This is a genomic window from Streptomyces sp. NPDC045846, from assembly GCF_056431605.1.
In genome coordinates this window covers 78,904-90,986 of record NZ_JBWKKJ010000010.1, presented here as the reverse complement: position 1 = coordinate 90,986, position 12,083 = coordinate 78,904, and the positions used below count along the sequence as shown (strand labels likewise).

General features: G+C 73.5%; 12 protein-coding genes and 1 riboswitch. Of the genes, 7 read left to right on the top strand and 5 right to left on the bottom strand.

Features of this window, described 5'->3' with window-relative positions:
• Window positions 1–19: 19 nt before the first annotated feature.
• Together AC07F3_RS27470 and AC07F3_RS27465 are read left to right on the top strand one after the other, a co-directional pair.
• A complete protein-coding gene (locus AC07F3_RS27470) occupies window positions 20–637 on the top strand; it encodes a DUF4126 domain-containing protein (protein WP_479117104.1) in 618 nt (205 codons plus the stop codon).
• Between the two features lie 31 nt (window positions 638–668).
• Entirely contained in the window at window positions 669–2,180 is a 1,512-nt protein-coding gene (locus tag AC07F3_RS27465; protein ID WP_479117103.1) for a phytoene desaturase family protein, read from the top strand.
• A 19-nt stretch (window positions 2,181–2,199) separates the two neighbouring features.
• On the opposite strand, the gene AC07F3_RS27460 is transcribed toward AC07F3_RS27465, so the two are convergent.
• The 5 genes from AC07F3_RS27460 to AC07F3_RS27440 form a co-directional block, all read right to left on the bottom strand.
• On the bottom strand, window positions 2,200–3,045 hold the full coding sequence (locus tag AC07F3_RS27460; RefSeq protein WP_479117102.1) for a hypothetical protein: 846 nt from the start codon (window positions 3,043–3,045) through the stop codon (window positions 2,200–2,202).
• A 61-nt stretch (window positions 3,046–3,106) separates the two neighbouring features.
• Window positions 3,107–4,024 carry a methylenetetrahydrofolate reductase [NAD(P)H] gene (gene metF, locus AC07F3_RS27455; protein WP_479117101.1) on the bottom strand — a complete coding sequence of 306 codons (918 nt, stop codon included), beginning with the start codon at window positions 4,022–4,024 and terminating at the stop codon, window positions 3,107–3,109.
• 115 nt (window positions 4,025–4,139) lie between these two features.
• Window positions 4,140–4,802 carry a thiamine phosphate synthase gene (gene thiE / locus AC07F3_RS27450; RefSeq protein ID WP_479117100.1) on the bottom strand — a complete coding sequence of 221 codons (663 nt, stop codon included), beginning with the start codon at window positions 4,800–4,802 and terminating at the stop codon, window positions 4,140–4,142.
• A 110-nt stretch (window positions 4,803–4,912) separates the two neighbouring features.
• Entirely contained in the window at window positions 4,913–5,278 is a 366-nt protein-coding gene (locus tag AC07F3_RS27445) for an Rv2175c family DNA-binding protein (RefSeq protein WP_479117099.1), read from the bottom strand.
• A 250-nt stretch (window positions 5,279–5,528) separates the two neighbouring features.
• A complete protein-coding gene (locus tag AC07F3_RS27440) occupies window positions 5,529–6,695 on the bottom strand; it encodes an NAD(P)/FAD-dependent oxidoreductase (protein WP_479117372.1) in 1,167 nt (388 codons plus the stop codon).
• A 176-nt stretch (window positions 6,696–6,871) separates the two neighbouring features.
• Window positions 6,872–6,983, top strand: a riboswitch (TPP riboswitch).
• On the opposite strand from AC07F3_RS27440, the gene thiO reads away from it, so the two are divergent.
• From thiO to AC07F3_RS27415, 5 genes are all read left to right on the top strand, one after another.
• Window positions 6,981–8,162, top strand: a complete 1,182-nt coding sequence (gene thiO / locus AC07F3_RS27435; RefSeq protein WP_479117098.1) for a glycine oxidase ThiO — start codon at window positions 6,981–6,983, stop codon at window positions 8,160–8,162. Its footprint overlaps the riboswitch before it by 3 nt.
• A complete protein-coding gene (gene thiS / locus AC07F3_RS27430; protein ID WP_479117097.1) occupies window positions 8,159–8,359 on the top strand; it encodes a sulfur carrier protein ThiS in 201 nt (66 codons plus the stop codon). Before thiO ends, thiS begins: the two co-directional genes overlap by 4 nt.
• A gap of 3 nt (window positions 8,360–8,362) precedes the next feature.
• Entirely contained in the window at window positions 8,363–9,157 is a 795-nt protein-coding gene (locus AC07F3_RS27425; protein WP_479117096.1) for a thiazole synthase, read from the top strand.
• 88 nt (window positions 9,158–9,245) lie between these two features.
• Complete coding sequence (gene pknB / locus AC07F3_RS27420; RefSeq protein WP_479117095.1) at window positions 9,246–11,216, top strand: Stk1 family PASTA domain-containing Ser/Thr kinase; 1,971 nt, start codon at window positions 9,246–9,248, stop codon at window positions 11,214–11,216.
• Between the two features lie 11 nt (window positions 11,217–11,227).
• Complete coding sequence (locus AC07F3_RS27415; RefSeq protein WP_479117094.1) at window positions 11,228–12,079, top strand: deoxyribonuclease IV; 852 nt, start codon at window positions 11,228–11,230, stop codon at window positions 12,077–12,079.
• Window positions 12,080–12,083: the final 4 nt, after the last annotated feature.

Here is a 12,083-nt window from a genome sequence, read left to right as displayed (position 1 = left end):
TCTGGTTAACATCGCGACCGTGTCCGTACTCCCCCTCGTGTTCACCAGCGGCTGGGCGAGCGGGGTCAACGCGTACGCGGTGGTCCTGCTGCTCGGCATCTTCGGCGCCACCGGCCTCACCGACGACGTGCCGGCCGCGCTCCAGCGGCCCGACGTCCTGATCGCGGCAGGCGTCCTCTTCCTCTGCGAGGCGGTCGCCGACAAGATCCCGTACGTCGACTCGGTCTGGGACTCCGTGCACACGGTGATCCGGCCCGTCGCGGGCGCGGTCGTCGGGGCGCTGCTCGCCGGGCAGAACGGTTCGCTGCCCGATCTCGCTGCGGGCGCGGTGGGCGGTTCGACGGCGCTGCTGAGCCATCTGGTGAAGGCCGGGACGCGGATGGCGGTGAACACCTCGCCCGAGCCGTTCAGCAACATCGCGCTGAGCACGGCGGAGGATCTGGGGGTCGCCGGGATCATAAGCTTCGCGATCTTCCACCCGCTCGCGGCCGCCCTGATCGCGGGCACCCTGCTGCTGCTCGGCCTGGTGATCCTGGTCGTGGTGTGGCGCAAGGTCCGCCGGTACTGGCGGCGCCGGGCGCAGCGCCGGGAGGAGAAGCGGCTGGCCGCGGCGGGGGTCTCCCGGCCGCCGGACTGAGCTGTCAGTGGCGGCGGTTAAAGTCGCAGACATGGCACGGATTGCGGTGATCGGCGCTGGTGTGGGCGCCATGGCGACTGCTGCCCGGCTGGCCGTGGCAGGCCACCGGGTGACGGTGTACGAGCGCTCGTCGACCTACGGCGGCGCACTGGGGCGGTACGAGCGGGACGGCTTCGTCTTCGACACCGGCCCCGGTCTGCTGCGGCTGCCCGCCGTCTACCGCGACCTGTTCGTGAAGACCGGCAAGGAGCCGCTGGAGAGCGTGCTGGAGCTCGCCCCGGTCGACCCGGCCTCGCGCCACCTCTTCGCCGACGGTACGGAGGTGTCGCTGCCCAACGCCTCGCGCGCGGGCGTGATGTCGGCGCTGGACGCCGCGCTGGGCGCGGGCTCCGGCGAGCGCTGGGGCGCCTTCCTGATCCGCGCCCGCGAGGCCTGGGACCGTACGCGCCGGCCGCTCCTGGAGGAGCCCCTGTGGCCCAACTGGCAGGTGCTCGCCCGCGAGCCGTACCCGGCGCCCAGGCAGCGCCGGCTGCTCCGCGCGCCCCGGCAGGCCGCCACGCTCGGCGAGATCGCCGCGTGGGAGCTGGGCGGCGGCCGGCTCGGCGCGCTCCTTGAGAGCTACGCCCTGGAGTACGGCCTGGACCCGCGCACGACCCCCGCCGCCGCGGCGGTGCTGCCGTACATGGAGCAGACCTTCGGCAGTTGGTACGTGCGCGGTGGCATGCGGGAGCTGGCGCGCGCGGTGTACGAGCGCTGCCTGGCCCGCAAGGTCGCGTTCGTCTTCGACGCCGAGGTGGCGCGGGTCGTCGAGAAGGACGGCCGGGCCGCGGGCGTCGAGCTGGCCGACGGCACGCGCGCGGAGGCCGACGAAGTGGTCTGCGGAGCGGACCCGCGCGGCCTCGAACGGATGCTGCCCGGCCGCGAGTTGTGGGGGCCCGACACCGTCCGGCCCGCCGCCTCGGCGCGGCCGAGCCGGTTCACGGTGCTGCTCGCGCTGCGCGGCGCCCGCCCCGCGGACACGGCGCACCGCACGGTGGTCCACTCCCCCGACGCGGCGGCCGAGGCCCGCGAGGCCTTCGCGGGGCCGCACACCGGGCGGCCGACGGTCACGGTGCTGCGCCCCGACGATCCGGCGGTGCGGCCCGACGACGACCACGAGGCGGTGACGCTGACGGCGACGGTCGCGCCGCACGGCCCGGTCGACTGGACGGACGAGCCGCTGGTGCGGCGGTACGCGGACGAGCTGATCGAGGCCGCCGCGCGGGCCGTGCCCGAGCTGCGCGAGCGGCTGCTGTGGCACGAGGTCCGCACCCCGGTGGACGTGGCGCGGGCGACCGGCGCCGGGGGCGGTTCGGTGCCCGCGCCCTCGCTGGCCGGGGCCGGGGCCGCGCTGCTGTACCCGTCCAACACCACCGCTCTGCCGGGGCTGCACCTGGCCGGCGGCTGGGCCCACCCGGGCGGCGGGCTCGCGCACGCCGGGATGTCGGGCGCGCTGGTGGCCGGGCTGATCGTGGAGGGAGACGGATTCCGGGGCTCGCAGTGAGCCGAGCCCCGGGGATCGGTCAGTAGCGGTAGGGCGGCTGCTCGGGGTGGTGCGGCAGGTCCGGGTGGTGGGGGTCGTACGGCTGCTGGGCCTGCTGCTGCTCGTAGGGGACGTACTCCCCGTCGCGCTGCTGGGGCACCCAGACGCCGCCCGGCGGGGTGTCCGTCGCGTACTGCGCGGCCAGCGGGTCGGCGTAGGACTGCTGCCCGCCGAAGCTGTCGTAGTCGCTGTAGGTGCCGTAGGTCTGGCCGCCGTTGCCGATGTAGGGGTCCGAGTAGGCGGCGTACTGCTGCTGGCCGGCGCCCGCGTCCTCGTACTGCGGGGCGTAGGGGTCGGCGTACGGCTGCTGCGGGTCGTAGGCGGGGTACTGGGGCTGGGCCTCGGTGTGCGCGGGGCTGTAGATGCCGTACTGGCCGGTCTCGTCGGGCATCGGCTGCGGCTCGTAGACCGGGTCGGCGTGGCCCGAACCGGCGTGCGGCGCCTCGCCGTTCAGGTCCAGGACTCCGGTCTCGGCGGCCTCCTCGTACTGGAGGTCGGAGACTTCGAGGACCGGCTCCGGGGCCGGGGCGCCCTTGCCGCGGCTCCCCTTGCGCCGACGGCTCGCGCCCGGCCGGCCACCGAGCGCCCAGCCGGTGGAGAAGCCGCGCCGGAAGGAGAGCGTGACCTGCACCTGCCCGACACCGAAGGCGATCGTGCCCACAATGATCACGAAGACGGACGGGATGAGGACGCCCAGGACCACACCCACGAATCCGGTGAAGGCGAGCAACCGCCAGCGCAGGCGCGCCTTGTACTGCAACAGCACCTCGCCGAGCAGCCACAGTGCGACGATTCCGAACGCGATGTAGAGGACCGTCCAGCCCATGTACGTCCCTCATTCTCCTGTCCCGGGTACAGCTGTCCCCTGCCCGGGTACCGGTTTCCGGCTACGCCTGCTGGTGCAGGCCGAGATTCTCGTAGATTTCGAGCGTCGCCGTGGAGTTGTTGAGGGTAATGAAGTGCAACCCGGGTACGCCATCGGCGAGCAGCCGCGAGCAGAACTCCGTGGCGAACTCGATGCCAATGGAGCGTACAGCGGCTGGATCGTCCTTGACGGCAAGCATCCGGTCCCGCAGGTCCTCCGGGAAGGCCGCGGTGCTGAGTTGGGGCAGTCGTTCCAGCTGCTTCACGCTGGTCACGGGCATGACTTCGGGGATGATCGGGGTTTCGCAGCCGGCCGCCGCGACCCGGTCACGCAGCCGCGAATAGTTCTCGGGCTCGAAGAACATCTGGGTGATGGCGTAGTCGGCACCCGCGCGGCACTTGTCCACGAAGTACCGGATGTCGGAATCCCAGTCCGTGGAGCGCGGGTGCATCTCGGGGAAGGCCGCGACGCCCACGCAGAAGTCGCCCGACTCCCGGATGAGCGAGACCAGTTCGGCCGCGTACGTCACGCCCTGGGGGTGCTTGACCCATTCGCCCATCGGGTCGCCCTTCGGGTCGCCGCGCACCGCGAGGATGTTGCGGATCCCGGCGTCGGCGTACTGCCCGACGGTGTGGCGCAGCTCGGCGACGGAGTGTCCGACGGCGGTGAGGTGGGCGACCGGGGTGAGGGTGGTGTCCTCGGTGATCTGCTGGGTGGCCTCGACGGTTCCGGTCCGGGTGGAGCCGCCGGCTCCGTACGTCACGGACACGAAGTCGGGGGCGACCGCTTCGACCCGGCGCAGCGCGTTCCAGAGGTTCCGCTCGCCCTTCTCGGTTTTGGGCGCGTAGAACTCGAAGGAGTAGGTGGTCTCGCCGGACGCGAGCATGTCACGCACGGTTCGTGCGCGATCAGTCCTGGTGGAAGCTGTGCCAAGGGCCATACTCGCAGGTTAGCCAGGGGTCGCCGGTCCCCCAACAAGTCCGGGGTCAAATGTCCACATTGTCGGACTTCTGTCCACCCCTCGGACAGCGACCGGGTTCCTCGGCCCGGGGAGATCAGCCCGCGCTTCGGCCGAGCCGCTCCCGGACCCGCTCGGCCAGCTCGGCCGTGGCCGCGGCCGGGTCGTCGGCCTCGGTGATCGCCCGTACGACGACGATCCGGTCGGCGCCCGCGTCCAGGACCTCGTCCAGGTTGCCCGCGTCGATGCCGCCGATCGCGAACCAGGGGCGGTCGGTGCCGAGCGAGGCGGTGTACCGCACCAGGTCGAGGCCCGGCGCGAACCGGCCCGGCTTGGTGGGGGTGGGCCAGCAGGGGCCCGTGCAGAAGTAGTCCACGCCCGGCTCGACGGCGGCCGCGGCGGCCTCCGCGTCCGCGTGGGTCGAGCGGCCGATCAGCACCTCGTCGCCCAGGACGGCGCGGGCGGCGGGCACGGGCAGATCGCCCTGGCCCAGGTGCAGCACGTCGGCGCCCGTCGCGTGCGCCACGTCGGCCCGGTCGTTGACCGCGAGCAGCTTGCCGTGCCGACGGCAGGCGTCGGCGAAGACCGCCAGGTGGTCCAGCTCCTCGGCGGCCTCCATGCCCTTGTCCCGCAGCTGCACGATGTCCACGCCGGACGCCAGCACGGCGTCCAGGAACGCGGGCAGATCGCCCTGGCGCTTGCGCGCGTCAGTGCACAGGTAGAGCCGGGCGTCGGCGAGCTGCTCACGGGCCGTGGGCATGGAAGGTCCCCCGTTGTCGTTCGTCTTCGGCCGGGCCGCGCGGTGTACTGGCCGGGTGGACCGGACCGTACACCCGCGGCTCGCGGCGCTGGTGGGTGGGCTCGGTCGACTCAGAGGGCGAGCGCCTGGGCGCGGCGCTTCACCTCCGTGCCGCGATTCTCACTGAGGGCCTCGGCGGGGGTGCCGGGCAGGGTCGGGTCCGGGGTGAAGAGCCACTCCAGCATCTCCTCGTCGGAGAAACCGTCGTCCCTCAGCAGCGTCAGCGTCCCGACCAGGCCCTTCACCACCTTGTCGGTGTCGATGAAGGCGGCCGGCACCTGAAGGGCCTTGTTCTCACCGCGGCGTACGGCGATGAGCTGGCCCTCCTTGACCAGCTGCCGTACACGCGTCACCTCCACGTCCAGCATCTCCGCGATGTCGGGGAGGTACAGCCAGGCGGGGACGAGAGCATCAATCTTCGCGTCAATCTCGGTCACGGTCACAAGCCTGCCACCTCGCACTGACAGCCGGTACCGGGGTGGTCCCTCGGGGGCTGTGCCCCGCGCCCCCCGGGCCCCCTGGCCCCCTGAGGTGCCTCTGGTCGCCGACCGTGTGCCGGGGGCTCTGCCCCCGGCCCCCATTTCAGCTTTCAGCTTCGGCTGCGGATCGTGCGTGGCTTGTCGCGCAGTTCCCCGCGCCCCTTCGCAGCGCTGCCCTCGCCGGGACGGATTGGCTGGGGCGGGTGGTTTATGGCCGGGCTGCTGACTTCAGGGGGGTTGAGGGGTCTGCCAGGGATTCCGGGTTCAGTGGGGTGGCTGACTCGATCAGTTTGCGGCCCTGGGCCAGGTCTCGGGGGCGGCCCACCGCCAGGACCGCCACCAGGGCCTCGTCCCTCAGCCAGCAGACCGACCACGGGGCCGACGACGGGTCGCCGCGCCAGACCAGGGTGTCGGTGTCGGTGTGGTGGCCCGCGTACTGGACGAAGCGGCCGAACTGCTCGGACCAGAAGTACGGCACCGGGTCGTAGTCGGCGGGCGCCTCGCCCACGATGTCGGCGGCCACCGTGCGCGGGCCCTGCAGCGCGTTGTCCCAGTGGTGGACGAGCAGGCGCTCGCCGAACCGGGCCGAGGGGAAGGAGGCGCAGTCGCCGACCGCGTACACGTCGGGGAGCGAGGTGCGCAGCCGGGCGTCCGCCGTGATCGCCCCCTCGGGGCCGAGCGCGATGTCGGAACCGGCCAGCCAGCCGGTCGCGGGGCGGGCGCCGATGCCGATGACCACCGCGTCGGCCGGGAGCCGCCGGCCGTCGGCGAGCAGCACCTCGCCGGGCACGACCTCCCGGACCCGGGCGCCGGTGAGGAGTTCGGCGCCGGATTCGGCGTACCAGTGGGCCATCGGGGCGGCGACCTCGGCGGGGAGCACTCCGGCCAGCGGGCGGTCGGCGGCCTCCACGACGGTGACCTCGCAGCCCGCGTCGCGTGCGGCGGTGGCGAACTCCGCGCCGATCCACCCGGCGCCCACGACCACGATCCGGTGCCGCTGGTCCAGGACAGGGCGCAGCCGCCGCGCGTCGTCGAGGGTGCGCAGCAGGTGGACGCCTGGGACTCCCCCGCTGCCGGGCAGGGTGAGCGGTTCGGCGCCGGTGGCGATGACGAGGGTGTCGTAGCCGACCTCGCCCGCCTCGGTCACCACGCGGTGCTCGGCGGGCCGCACCCCGGTGACCTCCAGGCCCAGGCGCAGCTCCACGCCGAGCGCCTCGAAGTCGACCTCGAAGGCCGAGCCCTCGGCCTTGCCGAGCAGGACCGCCTTGGAGAGCGGGGGCCGGTCGTAGGGCTGGTGGGGCTCGGCGCCGATGAGGGTGATGGCTCCGGCGAAGCCCTGTTCGCGCAGGGCCACCGCGGTCTGCACGCCGGCCATGCCCGCGCCGACGACCACCACGTGCCGCGCTTCGGAATGCGTCTGCTGTTCGCTCACCCGATCACCATAAGCAGCTGACTATTCGTCAGGTAAGGGGCCCGGTCAACGCGGAGGCGGCGCTGTCGCCCGGACGCTCCCTTACTGCGGGCCGAGCGCTCGGGCTATGGTGGCAGGCGTAAAGCACTCGCGGGAGCCCGGACGCACCGGGCTGAGAGGGAGGCTGGCGGCCTCCGACCGTACGAACCTGATCCGGGTCATGCCGGCGAAGGGAGGGGCTGGACGCCCATGCGTTCTTCTCGAAACGGGCCCGGGAGCGGGTCCGACGTCCTCGTGGTCGGGGGCGGGATCATCGGGCTCGCCACCGCCTGGCGGGCCGCGCAGCGCGGCCTCGGGGTCACGCTCGCCGATCCCGAGCCGGGCGGCGGGGCCGCTCAGGTGGCGGCCGGAATGCTCGCCGCCGTCACCGAACTCCACTACGGCGAGCAGACCCTGCTCGCCCTCAACGTCGAGTCCGCCCGCCGCTACCCGGCCTTCGCGGCCGAGCTGGAGGAGATCACCGGGCTCGACACCGGCTACCGCGCCTGCGGCACCCTGGCCGTGGCGCTCGACTCCGACGACCGGGCCCACCTGCGCGAGCTGCACGCGCTCCAGGTCCGCTGCGGCCTGGAGTCCGAGTGGCTGTCCGGGCGCGACTGCCGCCGTCTCGAACCGATGCTGGCGCCCGGTGTGCGCGGCGGGCTGCGGGTCGGCGGCGACCATCAGATCGACCCGCGCCGCCTGGCGAAGGCGCTGGTCGCCGCATGCACGGCGGCGGGGGTGCGGTTCGCGCACGGCTGGGCCGAGCGGCTCTCGGTCGCCGGGGACCGGGCCGTCGGCGCCGTCCTGGCGGACGGCACGGAGATCGCGGCCGACCAGGTGGTGCTCGCCGCGGGCAGCCTCAGCAGCCGGCTGAAGGGCGTGCCGGAGGACCTCTTCCCACCGGTGCGTCCCGTGAAGGGCCAGGTCCTGCGGCTGACGGTGCCGCCCGCGTACGCGCCCTTCCTGTCGAGGACCGTACGGGCGGTGGTGCGGGGCAGCGACGTCTATCTCGTGCCGCGCGAGAACGGCGAGCTCGTGGTCGGCGCCACCAGCGAGGAGCTCGGCTGGGACACCACGGTCACCGCGGGCGGTGTCTACCAACTGCTGCGCGACGCGCACGAGTTGGTGCCGGGCATCACCGAGCTTCCGCTCACCGAGACCCGGGCCGGGCTGCGCCCCGCCTCCCCCGACAACGCGCCCCTGCTCGGCCCGACCGCGCTGCCCGGGCTGCTGCTCGCCACCGGTCACTACCGCAACGGCGTGCTGCTCACCGCGGTGACCGGCGACGTCATGGCGCACGCCCTGACCACCGGTGAACTGCCCGACGAGGCACGCCCGTTCACCCCCCGACGTTTCACCTCCGCACCGTGGGAGCTGACGACCGCATGACCATCTCCGTCAACGGCGAGCCGCGTCCGCTCGCCCCCGGGACCACCCTCGACGCCCTCGTCGCCGCCCTCACCCCCGCCCGCTCCGGGGTCGCCGCCGCCGTCAACGAGGCGGTCGTGCCGCGCGGCGCCTGGCCCACGACCACGCTCGGCGACGGCGACCGCGTCGAGGTCCTCACCGCCGTGCAGGGGGGCTGACCCATGGCCGACGACTCGCTGACCATCGCCGACACCACCTTCTCCTCGCGCCTGATCATGGGCACCGGCGGGGCGCCCAGCCTCGACACGCTGGAACGCGCGCTCGCCGCCTCCGGCACCGAGCTCACCACGGTCGCGATGCGCCGCCTCGACCCCACCGTGCAGGGCTCGGTCCTGTCCGTGCTCGACCGGCTCGGCATCCGCGTCCTGCCCAACACGGCGGGCTGCTTCACGGCGGGCGAGGCCGTCCTCACCGCGCGCCTGGCCCGGGAGGCGCTCGGCACGCACTGGGTGAAGCTGGAGGTCGTCGCCGACGAGCGCACCCTGCTGCCCGACCCGGTCGAACTGCTCGACGCCGCCGAGGTGTTGGTGGACGACGGGTTCACCGTGCTGCCGTACACCAACGACGACCCGGTCCTCGCGCGCAAGCTGGAGGACGTGGGCTGCGCGGCGATCATGCCGCTCGGCTCCCCCATCGGCTCCGGTCTCGGCATCCGCAACCCGCACAACTTCGAGCTGATCGTGGACCGGGCAGGCGTCCCGGTCGTCCTCGACGCGGGCGCGGGCACCGCCTCCGACGTCTCGCTCGCGATGGAGCTCGGCTGCTCCGCGGTGATGCTGGCCTCGGCGGTGACCCGGGCCCAGGAGCCGGTCCTGATGGCGGAGGCGATGCGGCACGCGGTGGAGGCGGGCCGCCTCGCCCACCGCGCGGGCCGCATCCCGCGCCGCCACTTCGCCGAGGCGTCCTCGCCGATGGCGGGACGGGCCGCGTTCGACCCCGAGCGGCCCGCCTTCTAACGGGTCCGCGTCACAGCTCGGCTTCAGTCCGGCCCCCCGAACGCACGCGGCGTGAAGGGGGCCGGACGGCGCTCGTAAACTCTCCCCCGTGGATACGACCCTTCATGACCCCCTCGTCGGGCAGGTGCTCGACGGCCGCTACCGCGTCGACGCGCGTATCGCCGTCGGCGGTATGGCCACGGTCTACCGGGCCGTCGACACCCGCCTCGACCGGGTCCTCGCCCTCAAGGTGATGCACCCCGCCCTCGCCGCCGACGCCTCCTTCGTGGAGCGCTTCATCCGCGAGGCCAAGTCGGTCGCCCGGCTCGCGCATCCCAACGTGGTCGGCGTCTTCGACCAGGGCGCGCAGGGCCAGTACGTCTACCTCGCCATGGAGTACGTCGCGGGCTGCACCCTGCGCGACGTGCTGCGCGAGCGCGGCGCGCTCCAGCCGCGCGCGGCCCTCGACATCCTGGAGCCGGTGCTCGCGGCCCTCGGCGCCGCCCACCGCGCCGGGTTCGTCCACCGGGACATGAAGCCCGAGAACGTGCTGATCGGCGACGACGGCCGGGTCAAGGTCGCCGACTTCGGCCTGGTCAGGGCCGTGGACTCGGTGACCAGCACCACCGGCTCGGTCCTCGGCACCGTCTCCTACCTCGCCCCCGAGCAGATCGAGCACGGCACCGCCGACACCCGCGCCGACGTGTACGCGTGCGGTGTCGTCCTGTACGAGATGCTCACCGGCGCCAAGCCGCACAGCGGGGACACCCCCGCCCAGATCCTCTACGCCCACCTCCACGAGGGGATGCCCGCGCCCTCCGCGGCCGTGCCGGGCCTCGCCCTGGAGCTGGACGAACTGGTCGCCTCCGCGACCGCCCGCAACCCCGACGTCCGCCCGCACGACGCGGTCGCCCTGCTCGCCCAGACCCGTACCGCCCGCGCGGCTCTCGGCGACGAGCAGCTGGACGCGGTCCCGCCGGGCGCCCGCCCGGCGGCCGGGGAGACCGGCTCCGAGGACCGTACGAGCGTGATCCCGCGGGCGGTGGCCACGCCGGTCACCCCGGCGGCCGGGCCGCTGCCCGCGGAGTCGGCCCGCCCCGAGCCCGTCAACCGCACCACCCGGCTGATCATGCCGCAGCGCATCGAGGACGAGCCGGAGCCCGCGCCCCGCGGGCCGCGCGGGCGCCTGAACAACCGGCGCGGCCTGCTCGCCCTGGTCGCGGCGGTGCTCCTGGTCTTCGGCGTCGGCGCGGGGGTCTGGTACATCAACTCCGGCCAGTTCACCCACGTTCCGGCCCTCATCGGGCAGAGCGAGGACGCGGCGAAGAAGAAGCTGTCGAACGCCGGGCTGGGCGTCAAGAAGGTCGACCGGCAGTTCAGCGACACCGTCGAGCGGGGCCAGGTCGTCTCGACCGACCCGGCCACCGGCGCCCGTATCCGCGGGAACGGCTCGGTGACGCTGGTCGTCTCGCGCGGTCCGGAGACGGCGCAGGTGCCCAAGCTGGACGGCATGCCGCTCGACCAGGCGAAGAGCGAGCTTGAGAAGGCAGGCTTCGCGCCGGGCGACACCTCAAGCGAGTTCAACGACAGCGTCCCGCAGGGCTCGGTGATCCGCACCGACCCGGCCTCAGGCGTCAAGCGCCACACGGACACGGCCGTCTCGATGGTCGTCAGCAAGGGCGCCCCCGTGGACGTGCCCAACGTCGTCGGCGACTCGGTGGACGAGGCCACGACCGCCCTCCAGGACGCCGGGCTCAAGGTCACCGTCGCCCCGGACCAGGTCAACTCGGCGCAGGACGCGGGCAAGGTCGCGGCGCAGTCCGCCGCCGAGCACGCCCGGCTCGCCAAGGGCGACGGCGTCACCCTGACCGTGTCCAAGGGCCCCCGGATGATCACGGTGCCGAAGGTGACCGGCGAGAAGGCCGCCGACGCCCAGAAGGACCTGGAGAAGGCGGGCTTCAAGGTGAAGGTCGACCGCGGCTTCCCGTTCCTCAGCGACGAGGTGTCGGGCCAGTCCGTGGCCGCCGGGGCGCAGGCCCCGGAGGGCTCCACCATCACCATCACCACCAAGGGACTGTAGGTAGTCACCCCATGCGCAACCCCATCGGCGGCCACGTCCCCGTGGCCGGCGGCCTCGCCACGACCGGCCTCGCCTACGCGCGCGAGATCGGCGCGGAGACCGTGCAGGTCTTCGTCGCCAACCCGCGCGGCTGGGCCACCCCCACCGGGAACCCGGCCCAGGACGAGCGGTTCCGGGCCGAGTGCGCCGAGGCCTCGATCCCGGCGTACGTGCACGCCCCGTACCTGATCAACTTCGGCTCGCACACCGAGGCGACGGCGGAGCGGTCGGTGGAGTCGCTGCGGCACTCGCTGCGCCGCGGCCGTGAGATCGGCGCGCTCGGCGTGGTCGTGCACACCGGCTCGGCGACCGGCGGGCGGCCGCGCGCGGAGGCCCTGGCGCAGGTCCGTACGCGTCTGCTGCCGCTGCTCGACGAGCTGACCCACGACGACGACCCGTTCCTGCTCCTGGAGTCGACCGCGGGCCAGGGCTCCTCCCTGTGCTCGCGCACCTGGGACTTCGGCCCGTACTTCGAGGCGCTGGACTCGCACCCCAGGCTGGGCGTCTGCCTGGACACCTGCCACATCTACGCGGCCGGGCACGATCTCGTCGGTCCGGGCGCGATGAAGCAGACCCTGGACCTGCTGGTGGAGACCGTCGGCGAGGGACGGCTGAAGCTGATCCACGCCAACGACTCCAAGGACGTGGCGGGCGCGCACAAGGACCGGCACGAGAACATCGGCTCGGGTCACATCGGCCAGGAGCCGTTCCGTGAGCTGCTCGCCCACCCGGTCACCGAGGGCGTACCGCTGGTCATCGAGACCCCGGGCGGCAAGGAGGGGCACGCGGCGGACGTGGCCCGGCTGAAGTCGCTGCGGGCGTGAGCGG